The following is a 14488-nucleotide window of genomic DNA, read 5'->3' on the forward strand; positions in this document are numbered from 1 at the left end:
TCGAACAGTCGGTGAACATCTACAACTGCGAGCGGCCACATGCCGCCCTCAAATACAAAACGCCCGATGCGGTGCATCGGGCGTTTAGCGGGTGAACACTGTCAACCTATTCCAGGACTTGACACCGTCGATTCGCGCAGGAAACGATCGCGACCGCGGGTCGCGGCGTGCATCGCTCATCGAACCCTAATGCTAGACTTGATCCATCGTCGCCATCAGCTGCGCGGGCAACGCACAACGCCAACAACGCCGGAAGCATCGGTCCGGCCTACGTGACGGGAGAAGCGCCATATGCGTGTGGATCGCCGGATCACTCCGCCTGCGCCAGCGGGTCGCCCGTCGCCGTTCCTCGCCGCCCTCCTTTACGCCGCCGTCCTCACCGCCCTGCCCGCGCACGCGGAAGGCGTGTTCACCGTGACGAGCGACGACCTGACGCCGGGCGGGCGCGTCCGCGCCGCGAACGTGTTCGATCGCGGCGACTGCAAGGGCGGCAACCACTCGCCGCAGCTCACCTGGCACAACCCGCCGCCCGGCACGCACGGCTACGCGGTCACGATCTTCGATCCCGATGCGCCGGGGCACGGCTGGTGGCACTGGGCCGTGGCGGGTATTCCGGCGACGGTCACGAGCCTGCCCGCCGACGCGAGCGCGTCCGGCTTCCTGCGGCGCATCGGCGCAAGCGAGGCGCGCAACGACTTCGGGATCGACGGCTACGGCGGCCCGTGCCCGCCGCCCGGCAAGCCGCACCGCTACGTGATCACCGTCTACGCGCTCAAGGGGGACGACCTGCGCGTCGCGCAGGGCCGCCCCGCGCCGATGTTCGAGCACGAGATCGGCACGCTGACGATCGGCACCGCGCAACTCACGGTCAACTACGGGCAGTAACGAGCGCCGGGCATTGCGCGCGGCCGCGCCACCGCACTGCGATTGCCTGCCGCCGCGACATTGCGTCCGCCGCGCCCGCGCGTTTTCCCGTCATTTCGGCTTGCTAGACTCGTCGTCACCGGTCGCGGCGCCACGCCGCGCATCCGTCGCGCCGCCCGCCGGCGACGCGTGACGCGGCGCGCCTGCGGCCCGCCGTTCCCGTTCCTTTCCGGAGAACGCCTCATGTCGAACATCGTCATCGTCTATCACAGCGGCTACGGTCACACGCAGAAACTGGCCGAAGCCGTTCACACGGGCGCGCAGGACGCCGGCGCGACCGTGCGCCTGCTCGCCGTCGGCGACGTCGACGACGCGGGCTGGGCCGCGCTCGACGCAGCCGACGCGATCGTGTTCGGCGCGCCGACCTACATGGGCGGCCCGTCGGCGCAGTTCAAGCAGTTTGCCGATGCCACGTCGAAAGCGTGGTTCACGCAGAAATGGAAGGACAAGATCGCCGCGGGCTTCACGAACTCCGCGACGATGAACGGCGACAAGTTCTCGACGATTCAATATTTCGTCACGCTGGCGATGCAGCATGGGATGGTGTGGGTCGGCACGAGCCTGATGCCTGCCAACTCGAAGGCGGCCACGCGCAACGACATCAACTACCTGGGCGGCTCGACGGGCCTGCTCGCGCAGTCGCCGGCGGATTCGACGCCCGACGAGGGCCCGCTGCCGGGCGACCTCGAGACCGGCAAGGCATTCGGCCGGCGCGTGGCCGAAGCGACCGCCCGCTGGGTCGCCGGCCGCAGCTGAGCACGCCCTGGCGCGCGCGCCTGCGGGCGTCAAAGGGACACAAGACGGCTCGCCGGCCGTCTTTTTTTCGCCCCGCGCGGTGCAGGCCCGCCGGATGACGTCTTAAAATGGTGGGTTCAGGGCGCGGGCCCCCGTTTCATTCAGTGAGAGCGAAATGAGCACCAAAGTTTTTGTCGACGGCCAGGAAGGCACGACCGGCCTCAAGATCTTCGAATACCTGTCGGCACGCAGCGACATCGAGATCCTGCGTATCGATGAAGCGAAGCGCAAGGACGTCGAAGAGCGCCGCCGCCTGATCAACGCGTCGGACGTCACGTTCCTGTGCCTGCCGGACGTTGCATCGCGCGAATCGGCGTCGCTCGTCGAGAACCCGAACACGACGCTGATCGACGCGAGCACCGCGTTCCGCACCAGCGCCGACTGGGCGTACGGCCTGCCGGAACTGACCCGCGCGCAGCGCGAGAAGATTCGCACGTCGAAGCGCATCGCGGTGCCGGGCTGCCACGCCTCGGCCTTCGTGCTTGCGATGCGTCCGCTCGTCGATGCGGGCATCGTCGCACCGACGTTCGCCGCGCACAGCTATTCGATCACCGGCTACAGCGGCGGCGGCAAGTCGATGATCGCCGACTACGAAAACGCGGCGCCGGGCGGCAAGCTCGCGAGCCCGCGCCCGTACGCGCTCGGCCTCACGCACAAGCACCTGCCGGAAATGGCCGCACACACGGGCCTCGCGAACCCGCCGATCTTCACGCCGATCGTCGGTCCGTTCTTGAAGGGTCTCGCGGTGACGACCTACTTCACGCCCGAGCAGCTCGCGAAGCGTACGACGCCGCAGGACGTGCAGCGCGTGTTCGCCGAGTACTACGCGGACGAAGCATTCGTGCGCGTCGCGCCGTTCGATGCGGACGCGAACCTCGACGGCGGCTTCTTCGACGTGCAGGCGAACAACGACACGAACCGGGTCGACCTGTTCGTGTTCGGCAACGAAGAGCGCTTCGTCACGGTCGCGCGCCTCGACAACCTCGGCAAGGGCGCATCGGGCGCCGCGATCCAGTGCATGAACCTGAGCATCGGCGCGGCCGAGGACGCAGGTCTCAAACGCTGATTCAACATCGCATGCAATGCAAAGCCGGCCACTGGCCGGCTTTTTATTTACCCGTATCAGGCAATATATAAAAAATTCCGAACCGCGCATTTACAAATATTTACAAGCTTTCAATTGCGCGATTACCAGTGAATTAATCCCACCCCGTCTTTATCCAGTCAATCCCGAATAGGGATAAACCGGATACCGCCGCTTTAAACGCTGCCGTTATACGCAGGAAGGCTCTCCCCCGGCCTGTCCGGCGTCGCACATTCCCCACTCCGGCCACTTCCCGCAGCCCGTCGCACGTTTTAATTCTTACCGAATGCCCTGCCGGACAAGGATTAAATACACGATGCCCGTTTCAATCGCCTTTTTTAGACGGGTTCATCAATTGACAGCAAAAATCAAGGCGGCGACATTAGCTCGCACAATTAAACGATTGGAGACAGCGGCATGTCGCACACCTTATCGAAGGGGGTGGCAACGGCCTTTGCCATTGCCCCTTTCCTGGTTGCATGTGGTGGGGGGGATTCCGGCGGCGCGGTCGCGCCGATCAACGCGCCCCAATGTTCCGGTTCCAGCTGCGGCACGCAAGGGCCGCCGCCGTCGCAGCCCGTCAACGGCTCGCTGTGCCCGGCCAACGCCGACATCGTGAAGAGCACGTATCTCGGCGGCGCCGGTAGCGGTGAGATCGTCAGCGTCAACATCGACGCGGTGGCGATGACCTACACGCTCAAGTGGCTCGAATCGCCGATTCCGCTCGCGACCGGCACGGTCACGCCGAGCCGCGCCGGCACGACCATCACCGGCGCGGTCATGCACCCGCCGGCCGGCACGCTGCCGACCGCCGAGCAGACGCGTTGCGCGTTCGTCCTGACACCGGGCACGGGCAAGGCGCCGAGCGGCGCCACGTACTCGACGGCGGCCGACTTCAACCAGGCGAACCCGCCGATGCTGCTGGTCGGCATGGGCGTCGCAGGCGGCGGCATTCCAGGTGCGACGATCCAGTACGACGGGCTGACCATCATTCCGGGCCTCGTGCAGAACGTCGGCCAGGTGCCGAACCGCCACTTCGATTTCTATCCGTTCCTCGGCTTCGCGAGCACGACGACGGACATCTCGAAGCTGCCGGGCACGTACAACGCGCTGATCTATCACCTCGTGCCGTCGGGCAACTACGCGACGAAGGGCACGAACTCGAGCGAGACGTTCGACGCGAACGGCGCGTGCACGTCGACGAGTTCGGGCGGCTGCCAGACGACCGGCAACCCGTGGACCGTGAACACCGCGAACGGCGGCTACTTCGACAGCACGAAGGCGCCGCAGACGCTGCCGCAAACGCAGCTGCCGATCGTCGGCGCGACCGGTAAATCGGCGACCGCACACATGGTGATCGGCCAGCTCAACGGCGCGACGGTGCCGGTGATCGTGCGTACGGGCAACGTGAACCTCGGCACGGCGCCGCTGCATACCGATGCGCAGGTCGACGACGAATCGGGCATCGCGGTGCTCGGCGCAGCGACGGCGATCACGTCGGGCACGATCGACGGAGGCTACGCGGGTGCGGACTCGAACTTCAAGTACACGGCGGCCCTGATCCGCGGCAGCAACGCGTCGTTCATCAATCCGAGCACGCAGGCCGAGGAAGACGGCTTCACGCTCGACTACGGCCAGGCGACGCCGGGCCTGCTGAACGCGACGACGACGCCGCCGAGCGGTGCGAACTACCCGTCCGCGTCGGGCGTCGTGATCGCGACGGGCGGGCTGTACGCGGCGCTGATCCAGGGCACGGTGAACGGCGGCGTCACGTCGACGTCGGCGAACTCGACCACGTCGTCGACACCGTACTTCGGCGTGGGCGCGCAGATCAGCAAGTAGAGCGAACGAGGACGCGACGGCGGGCTGGCCGCCGTCGCGTAACGCACGAGCGCGCGGCACGGCGCAGGCAGGACGAGCACAACCAACAGAAGCGGCCGACAGGGAGCTGGCCGCCGCACAAGACAAATCTGGAGGAGCAACATGAAGCGCAACCTCATTCTGGCGGCGGCCCTTGCCGCCCCCCTTCTTTCTGCCTGCGGCGGCGGCGACAGCAATCCGCCCCCGCTCGTCGAAGACCGGCTCTGCCCTGCGTCGCTCGACTACAGCACCGTGTTTACGGGTGGCGCGGGCAGCGGCGAACTCGCGAAGGTCCAGCTCGACACGACCAAGATGACCTGGCAGGTCACCTATGTCGAATCACCGGTGCCGCAAACGACCGGCACCGTCGTGCCGACCCGCGCGGGCACCGTCGACAGCGGCACGCTCACGCAGGAAACGCTGCTGCCGACCAACAAGCTGAACCAGTGCGCGTTCCGCCTGAACGGCGCGAGCCTCGATCCGTCGCGCCCGGCGCGCATCTTCGTCGGCATGGGCGTCGCGGGCGGCACGATTCCCGGCAAGGAAATCCAGTTCAACGGCGTGCTCGGCCAGGCCGCGGTGCCCGACACGAAATTCCCGTACTACCCGTTCATCGGCTTCTCGTCGATCGAGACCGACATCACGAAGGTTGCGGGCACCTACAGTCACGTGGGCTTCGGTGAAGTGCCGTCGCAGAACTTCGCGCCGGCATCGATCGACGCGAAGGTAACGATCAACGCCGACGGCTCCTGGGCCAAGTGCGACTCGACCGGCCAGTTCGCCGGTGGCGCGTGCACGCAGCAAGGCACGAACTTCGTGCAGTCGGCGGACGGCAGCGGTGCGTTCCAGTCGAACAACTACGCGAGCCAGCTGAAACCGACGCTGTCGGCGACGCCGCAGGGCAAGGGCTTCATGATCGTCGGCAAGCTGCGCAACCAGCTCGTGCCGATCCTCGTGCGCACGGGGGTCGCGAACCCGAACCCGACACCCAACAGCAACGGCGTGCCGGGCCTCACCGCCGACGACGAATCGAGCATCTCGATCCTCGCGCCGCAGACGACGATCGCGGTCGGCTCGCAGAACGGCGAGTACATCGGCGTCGACAGCCAGTTCGACTACCGCACCACCGCGCTGACCGACAAGCAGGCCACGCTGCTCGATCCGTTCAATGCGTCGCAGGCGTCGCTCGCGACCGCGCTCGACCTCGACTACACGCAGGCGGTGCCGGGCACGGTCACGACGATCCACACGGGTGCCAGCAGCACGACGCCGACCGGCAAGTTCATCTTCACGGGTGGCGTGTTCGGGTTCCTCGACAACGCCGGATCGACGCCGTATTTCACGATCGGCGCATTCGTCCAGTAAGCGGAGGGGGAAGCCGTGATGAAGAAAACCCTTCTCTGCGCGGCGGCCGGCGCCGCCGTGCTGGCGCCGCTCGCGGCGCACGCGCAGAGCGCCGGCAGCAACGTCGTCACGCTGGGCTGGTTCCACGTGATGCCGCAGCAGAGCAGCACGCCGATGACGACCAACGTCGCGCCGACGCCGATCAACACGCCGCTGCGGCTGCCGCCGTCGTTCACGTCGCCGGGCACCGGGCTGCGCACGAGCGGCGCCGACACGGTCGGCCTGACGGTCAGCCACTTCCTGACCGACCACATCGCGGTGACGTCGGTGGCCGGCGTGCCGCCAGTGTTCAAGGTGTCGGGCCAGGGCACGATCAAGCCGCCAGGACCTGCCGGCGCGCTCGGCACGCAGAACATCGGGCTGGCGTCGGTCAACCCGATCGTGAAAAGCGTGCGGCAGTGGAGCCCGGCGATGCTGCTGCAGTACTACTTCGGCGCGGCAACCGCGAAGTTCCGGCCGTTCCTCGGCCTCGGCGTGTCGTACAACTGGTTCAGCGACCTGCAGCTCAACACGAACTTCATCAAGCAGACGCAGGACAACCTCGGCGCGATTCTCGCGGCAGGCGCGGGCAAGCCGGGTACGACATCGGTGGAAGCGAAGGCGTCGGCGTCATGGCAGCCGGTGTTCAACGCGGGCCTGCAGTACAACATGACCGAGCACTTCGGGCTGATCGCGTCGGTAACGTACATCCCGCTGAAGACGACGTCGACGGTGACGATCAAGGCGGCCGACGGCACCGTGCTCTCGGAGTCGAAATCGGACCTTAAAGCCGACCCGCTCATCAGCTACGTCGGGATGACGTACAAGTTCTGAGCGCCGCGACGGACGACGAATGGAAGGCCGCGACAAAATCGCAGGCAAAAAAAAGCCCGCCTAAGAGGCGGGCTGAATCCATATCAGAGGAGACATGGAGGAGACAGGTGCAACTATAGCGAATCGGTTTCCGCATTGCAACATTTCCGTAGAGAAAATAAGGATTTTCCCTTGAATGCTGCCTCTAGACCGCCTTCACTGCATCTGACCCCACCCTGTTTACCCGGACGAGCACTTCGCCCAGCGCATCGCGCAGCAGCGCGACAGGCCGCACCAGACGGCCCGGCAGCGCGCCGTGCACGATCCACACGTTGATCCGCGTCTCCAGCCCCACCGTTTCCACCACCCTCAGCGCATCGCGATGCGCGCTGCGCGCCAGCGCGTTCGGCGCGGCGATGCCGATGCCCGCGCCGCGTGCGACGAGCGACAGTTGCAGCTCCGAGCCGAACGCCTCGACCGCGACGTCGAACGGCAGCCCGGCCGCGCCGAGCGTGCGGCTCAGTGCCGACCGCATCCCGCAGCCGTCCTGGCTCAGCACCCACGGAAAACCCGACAGCGTATCGATCGACAGCGGACCGTCCGGCAGCGGATAGTCGCGCGCGGCAACGAGCACCGTCGGCTGCGTGCCGAGCAGCGTCGACGCGAACGCGTCGGGCAGGGCCGCACTGGCCGGCACCATCACGGCCGCGACGTCGAGCGCACCGCGCTCGACGCCCTGCATCAGCGCCGGCGACCAGCCGGCCGTCACCCGCAGCGTGAGGCGCGGAAACGCGTCGCGCAGCCGGTCGATCGGCTGCTCGAGCGCCAGCTCGGACAGGAACGGCGGCACGCCGATGCGCAACTCGCCCGACGGCTCGCTGTCCGGTGCGCCCGCCGCCATCAGTTCGTCGACCGCGCCCAGCACGTTGCGCGCGAGCGCGTAGACGTCGCGCCCGGCGGCGGTCGGCTTCAGCGGCTTGCTTTGCCGGTCCAGCAGCGGCATGCCGAGCAGCGTTTCGAGGTTCTGCACGCGCCGCGTCAGGCCCGGCTGCGTCAGGTGGAGCTTCGCGGCCGCGGCGACCATCGACCCGCTGTCGACGACTGCGACGAATGCCTGGAGATCACGCGTATTCAAAACAAACTCGCATAATCATGTTAGAGATATTTCAATTGTCGCATAAACATCGGACACCTACGATGGGGACTCCTTCGACTCACCGTCAGGTTTCCGATGAACTGCCCTGCCAACCGTTGCCCCGCCGCCGTTCGCACACCCGCCGGCTCGCCGCCCGCGCTGAGCGCGGGCATGACGCTGTTCTTCGCCGCGACAGTCGGCGTGATCGTGATGGACCTGTTCGCCGCGCAACCGCTGACGGGCCCGATCAGCGCCGACCTGCACCTGCCGCCCGGCCTGACCGGCCTCGTCGCGATGCTGCCGCAGCTCGGCTACGCGGCCGGGCTCGTGCTGCTCGTGCCGCTGGTCGACCTGCTCGAGAACCGCCGCCTGATCGTCGTGACGCTGGCCGCGTGCGCGGCCGCGCTCGCGCTGCCCGCGTTCACGCGCTCGGGCACCGTGTTCCTGCTGGCGACGCTCGTGGCCGGCGCCGCGTCGAGCGTGATCCAGATGCTCGTGCCAATGGCCGCGTCGATGGCACCCGAGGCGCAGCGCGGCCGCGCGGTCGGCAACGTGATGAGCGGGCTGATGCTCGGCATCCTGCTGTCGCGGCCGCTCGCGAGCCTGATCGCGGGCTCGGCCGGCTGGCGCGGGTTCTACGTGCTCGCGGCGCTCGCGAACGCCGCAATCACCGTCGTGCTCGCACTGCGCCTGCCGTCGCGCACGCCGTCGATCACGGCCGGCTACCGCGCGCTGCTCGCGTCGATGGGACGCCTGCTGGCCGACGAGCCGGTGCTGCGCCGGCATGCGCTGTCGGCGGCGCTCGCGATGGCCGCGTTCAGCGCATTCTGGACCGCGGTCGGGCTGCGGCTCGCGCAGCCGCCATTCGGCCTCGACCTGCACGGGATCGCGCTGTTCGCGTTCGCCGGCGCCAGCGGCGCGATCGTCACGCCGCTCGCGGGCCGCGCCGGCGACCGCGGCCACGGCCCGGCCGCGCAGCGGATCGCGCACGTGACGATGCTCGTGGCGCTCGTCGTGCTCGGATTCACGGGCGCCGGCTGGTTCGGCTTCGACGCGCACGCGCATCGCGGCCTCGCACTTGCGCTGCTGGCCGGCGGCGCGGCGCTGCTCGACGCGGGCGTCATCGTCGACCAGACGATCGGCCGCCGCGAGATCAACCTGCTGAACCCGGCCGCGCGCGGCCGCCTGAACGGGCTGTTCGTCGGGCTGTTCTTCATCGGCGGCGCGCTTGGCGCAGTGCTCGCAGGCAGTGCGTGGGCCTGGGGCGGGTGGAGCGCGGTATGCGGCGTGGGGTTCGCGTTCGCCGGCGCGGCCACCGTCTTCGGGCTCTCGGCCGGACGCGGGGCCGGCACAGCGGCGTTGACTCGCCCGCGGACGTGAACCCGGCCCGAAAAGCCGAACGCCCCGCCCTCTTGCGAGGGACGGGGCGTTCGGCGCGCCGGCGTCAGTTCGAAATCAGTGACGGACCAGCGCCATCATCGCGCCGAAGCCGACGAACAGCCCGCCCGTCAGCCGGTTGAAGATCTTCGCGACGCTCTGGCTCTTCAGCGTCGCGCCGATGCGCGTGCCGAACGACGCGTAGACGAGATACCAGCTCACCTCGATTACCGCGAACGTGACGACGAGGACGCCGAACTGCGGCAGCGTCGGCTCGGCCGCGTTGATGAACTGCGGCAGCAGCGCGGCCGCGAACAGGATCGCCTTCGGGTTGCTGCCCGCGACCAGGAAGCCGTTGCGGAACAGCGCTCCGCGCGATGCCGGCGCGGCCTGGCGCGATACGGATTCGACGTCGGCGGCAGGCTGCTCGTCGTCGACGCGTGCGCGCCATGCCTTCACGCCCAGGTAGATCAGGTAGGCCGCGCCCGCGAAGCGCAGCGTATTGAACATCGCCGGCCAGGCTTCGAGCACCGCACCGAGGCCCGCCGCCGACACCGACAGCATCAGCACCAGCGCGCTGAGACAGCCGGCCATCGTCCACGTCGAACGCTGCAGCCCGTGCCGCGCACCATGCGTCATCACCAGCAGCATGTTCGGGCCCGGAATCGCCGACACGACGAACACCGTCGCCACGAAAAGCCACCACGTATGCAAGTTCATGCCCGCCTCTGCCTGGAAGTCACGGAAAACGAAACGTCGATTATGCCGGTGCGCCGGACTTCTGTCGCGCGACGGATCAGCGGCCCGCGCGGCGCAGCGCGACTTCGCCGAGCACCGCGAAATCCTGCTCGCCGCCGCCATGCGCGAGCGCGTCGAGCAGGTTGTCGCGCACGACGCTCGCCACCGGCAACGGCACCGACACGGCGTCGCCGGCTTCCAGCGCGAGGCGGACGTCCTTCAGCCCGAGGCGTGCCTTGAAGCGCGCGGGCTCGTAGCGCCGCTCGGCGATCATCGAGCCGTAGCCTTCGTAGACGGGGCCCGGAAACACGCTGCCGGTGATCACGTCGAGGAAGTCGCGCATCGCAACGCCGTGCGCGCCCAGCAGCGCGGACGCCTCGCCGAGCGTCTCGATCGCCGACGCGAGCGTGAAGTTCGCGGCGATCTTCGCGACGTTCGCGTGCTGCGGCAGCGAACCGAACCGCCAGGTCTTCTGGCCGATCGCGTCGAACAGCGGCTGCACGCGGTCGATCGCCTCGGCCGGGCCGCCCGCCATGATCGTCAGGCGCGCGGCCGCCGCGACATCGGGCCGCCCCATCACCGGCGCGGCGACGTAATGGATGCCGCGCGACGCATGCGCGTGCGCGAGCGATTCGGCCAGCGCGACCGACACCGTCGCCATGTTGACGTGGATCAGGCCGCGCGGCGCCTGCGCGAGCAGCGCATCGTCGAAGATCGCGCGCGCCGCGGCGTCGTCGGCCAGCATCGAGAACACCGCGTCGCCGCGAAACGCGTCGGCCGGCGTGTCGACGATCTGCGCGCCGAGCGCGGCGAGCGGCTCGGCGCGCTCGCGCGACCGGTTCCAGACCCGCACCGTGTGCCCGGCCTTCAGCAGGTTCGTCGCGATTGCCTGCCCCATTTCACCCAGCCCGATAAATCCGAGATCCATTTCCCGCTCCTTCGCTCCGTGAAGCGGGGAGTTAAACACAGATGCGTGGCGTCTGCAGGGCACGCGGCCGCCCCTGCGCGGTGCGATACTGCGCGCATGGCGACCGCGACCTTCCGCTTCCACGACGAACTGAACGCCTTTCTCCCGCGCGCGCAGCGCGACCGCGCGTTCGGGCACGCATGCGCGCGCGATGCGACGGTGAAGCACGCGATCGAGGCGCTCGGCGTCCCGCATACGGAAATCGGCCGGCTCTGCGTGAACGACGCGCCGGCCGCATTCGACCGGCCGCTCGACGACGGTGACCGGGTCGAAGCCTTTCCGGAACGCGCGCAACCGGCGGCGAGCGAAGCCGGTGCGCCGCCACCGGCGCAATGGCGCTTCGTCGCCGACGCGCATCTCGGCGGCCTCGCGCAGCTGTTGCGCCTCGCGGGCTTCGACACCTGCTACGACAATCACTACCGTGACGACGAGCTCGCGGCGCTCGCCGCGCGAGAGGGCCGGATCGTGCTGACCCGCGACCGCGAGCTGCTCAAGCGGCGCGCGGTCGAGCGCGGCTGCTACCTGCACGCGCTGCAGCCGGCCGACCAGCTGCGCGAGCTGTTCGAGCGGCTCGATCTCGCGCCGCACATGCGGCCGTTCCGGCTATGCCTGCGCTGCAATGCCCCGCTGCATCCGCTCGACGCGGCGGCTGCCGCGCCGCGCGTGCCGGCCAGCGTCCGGCAGCGGCACCGGCGCTTCGCCGCATGCGACGTATGCCGGCGCGTGTTCTGGGAAGGCTCGCACTGGCGGCGCATGCGCACGGTGGTCGACGCGATGCGCGCGCCGCCGCCGCCACCGCCACTGCCGGCCGGCGAACCCGACGCCTGAAAAAACAAAACCCCGCATGCGTGAACATGCGGGGTCTCGCGACTGGCGGCCGGCGGTGCCGGCCCCGGGCGAAGCGCTTAGTTTGCTGCGCCTGCGTCGTTCGTGCCGGCTGCCGATGCGGCTGCGGCCTTCGCCTTGCCCTTGGCCGAACCGTGGTGCTTCAGCTGGTGCTTCGGCTTGCTGTGATCCTTCTTGGCCGGTGCCGGAGCAGCTGCCGACGTGTCGGCTGCCGGCGCGGACGCCTGTGCGAATGCCGAAACCGATGCGAGTGCGAATGCTGCGGCGATGATCGAAGCGAGCGTCTTCTTCATTGTTCTTCCTTTAGCGGAGAAAAAATCAAACGTACCGGTAAGTAAAGATGCGAGGCATTCGCATCGGAGCCCCAGGCCGCGACGCCGGCTTTCGCCGTTTCGTCGCGACAAAACCTGACGCACTGGTTCCATAACGCACCGCGTTCGCGGCAAGTTGACACGTTGCTTGCGCCCCTCGGGTTTCCCCGAGGGCGCACGTGCATTCCCGTGCCGGCGACGGTCCGGCCGCCGCCGCCGCGGCGCTGCAAACCGGCTCGCACGCTGTCGGGGCGACGCTTATACTGGCGTCCATCCGTCCCTTTCCCCGGAAACCGGATCGCGGCCGGTCGCCAGACCGCCGCCGTCTCGAGGCGCTCAAATTGCCCGATCACAATCTGGACAAACTGAAGATCGACCGGCGTCCGCTCGCACCGGCGCCCCGCCGGCGCCGGTGGCTGCGCTATGCGGTTGCCGCCGCGGTCGTCATCGTCGCGATCGCCGCGGGCCTCGCGCTGACCGGCCGGCCGGCCGTCGAAACCACGACCGTCACGTCCGCCTACCCGTACCAGAACGACACGCAACTCAATGCGACCGGCTACGTCGTGCCGCAGCGCAAGGCCGCGGTCGCGTCGAAGGGCCAGGGGCGCGTCGAATGGCTCGGCGTGCTCGAAGGCACGCGCGTGAAGAAGGACGAGATCATCGCGCGCCTCGAAAGCCGCGACGTCGAGGCCTCGCTGGCGCAGGCGCTCGCACAGGTGAAGGTCGCCCGGGCCAACCTCGGCGTCGAGCAGGCCGAACTGAAGGACGCCGAGATCGCGTTGCGCCGCACCTCGGTGCTCGCGCCAAAGGGCGCCCTGCCGGCCGCGCAGCTCGACACCGACACGGCCCGCGTGAACAAGGCGCGCGCGTCGCTCAGCAGCGACCAGGCGGCGATCGCGTCCGCCGAGGCCAACGCGCAGGCCGCGCAGGTCGCGGTCGACCAGACGGTGATCCGCGCGCCGTTCGACGGCATCGTGCTCGCGAAGCACGCGAACGTCGGCGACAACATCACGCCGTTCTCGTCCGCGTCGGACAGCAAGGGCGCGGTCGTGACGATCGCCGACATGGACACGCTCGAAGTCGAGGCCGACGTCGCCGAATCGAATATCGCGAAGATCCGCGCCGAGCAGCCGTGCGAGATCCAGCTCGACGCGCTGCCCGACACGCGCTTCGCGGGCCGCGTGTCGCGCATCGTGCCGACCGTCGATCGCTCGAAGGCCACCGTGCTCGTGAAGGTGCGCTTCGTCGACCGCGACGACCGCGTGCTGCCCGACATGAGCGCGAAGATCGCATTCCTGTCGAAGCCCGTATCGGCGCAGGACCGGCAGCCCGTGACGGCCGTGCAGGCGAGCGCGGTCGTCGAGCGAGACGGCCGGCCGGTCGTGTTCGTCGTGAAGGACGACATCGTGCATGCGACGGCTGTGACGGCCGGCCTGCGGATCGGCGAACTCGTCGCGATCCGCGGCGTGAAGCCCGGCGACACGGTCGTGCTCGCGCCGGGCGCGAAGCTGAAGGACGGCGCGAAAGTGACCATCGCGAAGAAGTAGCGCACGTGAACGACGCCCCGCCGCCCCTCGTCGAGCTCAGCCACGTCGCGAAGTCGTACCGGCGCGGCAACCAGATCGTGCCCGTGCTGACCGACATCACGCTCGACATCGGCGAAGGCGACTTCGTCGCGCTGATGGGGCCGTCCGGCTCCGGCAAGAGCACGCTGCTGAACCTCGTGGCCGGCATCGACCGGCCGGATAGCGGCGAGCTGCGCGTGGGCGGGCTCGACATCTCGCTGCTCGCGGAAGCGCAACTGGCCGAATGGCGCGCGGCGAACGTCGGCTTCATCTTCCAGTTCTACAACCTGATGCCGGTGCTCACCGCGTTCGAGAACGTCGAGCTGCCGCTGATGCTCACGCACCTGTCGCGCCGCGAACGGCGCGAGCGCGTCGAACTCGTGCTCGACATGGTGAACCTCGGCGACCGGACGAGCCACTACCCGTCCGAGCTGTCGGGCGGCCAGCAGCAGCGCGTCGCAATCGCGCGCGCGCTGATCACCGACCCGGTGCTGATCGTCGCCGACGAGCCGACCGGCGACCTCGACCGCGCGTCGGCCACCGACGTGCTCGCGATGCTGCAGCGGATGAACGCCGAGCTCGGCAAGACGATCATCATGGTGACCCACGACGCGCATGCGGCCGGTGCCGCGCGCTCGCTCGTGCATCTGGAAAAAGGGGAGCTGATCGATGGGCACGCCGGCTGACCGG

At 68.6% G+C, this 14488-nt stretch carries 14 protein-coding genes; 10 read left to right on the top strand and 4 right to left on the bottom strand.

What is annotated here, in order from left to right; genetic code table 11:
- Positions 1–291: 291 nt before the first annotated feature.
- The 6 genes from LGN19_RS26700 to LGN19_RS26725 all read left to right on the top strand — a co-directional run bounded on the left by LGN19_RS26700 (position 292) and on the right by LGN19_RS26725 (position 6880).
- Entirely contained in the window at positions 292–885 is a 594-nt protein-coding gene (locus tag LGN19_RS26700) for a YbhB/YbcL family Raf kinase inhibitor-like protein (RefSeq protein WP_226218002.1), read from the top strand.
- A 222-nt stretch (positions 886–1107) separates the two neighbouring features.
- A complete protein-coding gene (locus tag LGN19_RS26705; protein ID WP_043185154.1) occupies positions 1108–1680 on the top strand; it encodes a flavodoxin family protein in 573 nt (190 codons plus the stop codon).
- Between the two features lie 154 nt (positions 1681–1834).
- Entirely contained in the window at positions 1835–2785 is a 951-nt protein-coding gene (gene argC / locus LGN19_RS26710; RefSeq protein WP_174918426.1) for an N-acetyl-gamma-glutamyl-phosphate reductase, read from the top strand.
- Positions 2786–3220: 435 nt separating this feature from the next.
- Complete coding sequence (locus tag LGN19_RS26715; RefSeq protein ID WP_226218003.1) at positions 3221–4645, top strand: DUF2957 domain-containing protein; 1425 nt, start codon at positions 3221–3223, stop codon at positions 4643–4645.
- 141 nt (positions 4646–4786) lie between these two features.
- On the top strand, positions 4787–6028 hold the full coding sequence (locus LGN19_RS26720) for a DUF2957 domain-containing protein (protein WP_226218005.1): 1242 nt from the start codon (positions 4787–4789) through the stop codon (positions 6026–6028).
- Positions 6029–6046: 18 nt separating this feature from the next.
- Complete coding sequence (locus LGN19_RS26725; RefSeq protein WP_226218006.1) at positions 6047–6880, top strand: OmpW/AlkL family protein; 834 nt, start codon at positions 6047–6049, stop codon at positions 6878–6880.
- Between the two features lie 184 nt (positions 6881–7064).
- Here the strand turns inward: LGN19_RS26725 and LGN19_RS26730 are convergent, their stop codons facing one another.
- The gene (locus tag LGN19_RS26730) at positions 7065–7994 is read right to left on the bottom strand and encodes a LysR family transcriptional regulator (RefSeq protein WP_226218008.1); all 930 of its coding nucleotides are present in this window, start codon (positions 7992–7994) and stop codon (positions 7065–7067) included.
- Positions 7995–8090: 96 nt separating this feature from the next.
- Between LGN19_RS26730 and LGN19_RS26735 the strand changes: the two genes are divergently transcribed.
- Complete coding sequence (locus LGN19_RS26735) at positions 8091–9374, top strand: MFS transporter (protein ID WP_226218010.1); 1284 nt, start codon at positions 8091–8093, stop codon at positions 9372–9374.
- 75 nt (positions 9375–9449) lie between these two features.
- Here the strand turns inward: LGN19_RS26735 and LGN19_RS26740 are convergent, their stop codons facing one another.
- Positions 9450–10091 (bottom strand): LysE family translocator, encoded by a 642-nt coding sequence (locus LGN19_RS26740; protein WP_226218012.1) that lies wholly within the window; start codon positions 10089–10091, stop codon positions 9450–9452.
- A 76-nt stretch (positions 10092–10167) separates the two neighbouring features.
- A complete protein-coding gene (locus tag LGN19_RS26745) occupies positions 10168–11244 on the bottom strand; it encodes an NAD(P)-dependent oxidoreductase (RefSeq protein WP_265343106.1) in 1077 nt (358 codons plus the stop codon).
- Here LGN19_RS26745 and LGN19_RS26750 point away from each other — a divergent pair.
- Positions 11134–11904 carry a Mut7-C ubiquitin/RNAse domain-containing protein gene (locus LGN19_RS26750; RefSeq protein WP_226218016.1) on the top strand — a complete coding sequence of 257 codons (771 nt, stop codon included), beginning with the start codon at positions 11134–11136 and terminating at the stop codon, positions 11902–11904. The genes LGN19_RS26745 and LGN19_RS26750 overlap by 111 nt on opposite strands.
- Before the next feature lie 77 nt (positions 11905–11981).
- On the opposite strand, the gene LGN19_RS26755 is transcribed toward LGN19_RS26750, so the two are convergent.
- Positions 11982–12215 carry a hypothetical protein gene (locus LGN19_RS26755; protein WP_043185133.1) on the bottom strand — a complete coding sequence of 78 codons (234 nt, stop codon included), beginning with the start codon at positions 12213–12215 and terminating at the stop codon, positions 11982–11984.
- Positions 12216–12574: 359 nt separating this feature from the next.
- Here LGN19_RS26755 and LGN19_RS26760 point away from each other — a divergent pair, with 359 nt between their 5' ends.
- The gene (locus LGN19_RS26760; RefSeq protein WP_226218018.1) at positions 12575–13780 is read left to right on the top strand and encodes an efflux RND transporter periplasmic adaptor subunit; all 1206 of its coding nucleotides are present in this window, start codon (positions 12575–12577) and stop codon (positions 13778–13780) included.
- Between the two features lie 5 nt (positions 13781–13785).
- Entirely contained in the window at positions 13786–14484 is a 699-nt protein-coding gene (locus LGN19_RS26765; RefSeq protein WP_027788609.1) for an ABC transporter ATP-binding protein, read from the top strand.
- Positions 14485–14488 lie beyond the last annotated feature (4 nt).

Origin of the sequence: Burkholderia sp. AU30198 (genome assembly GCF_020419825.1) — a bacterium.
In the GTDB taxonomy this organism is placed as follows: domain Bacteria; phylum Pseudomonadota; class Gammaproteobacteria; order Burkholderiales; family Burkholderiaceae; genus Burkholderia.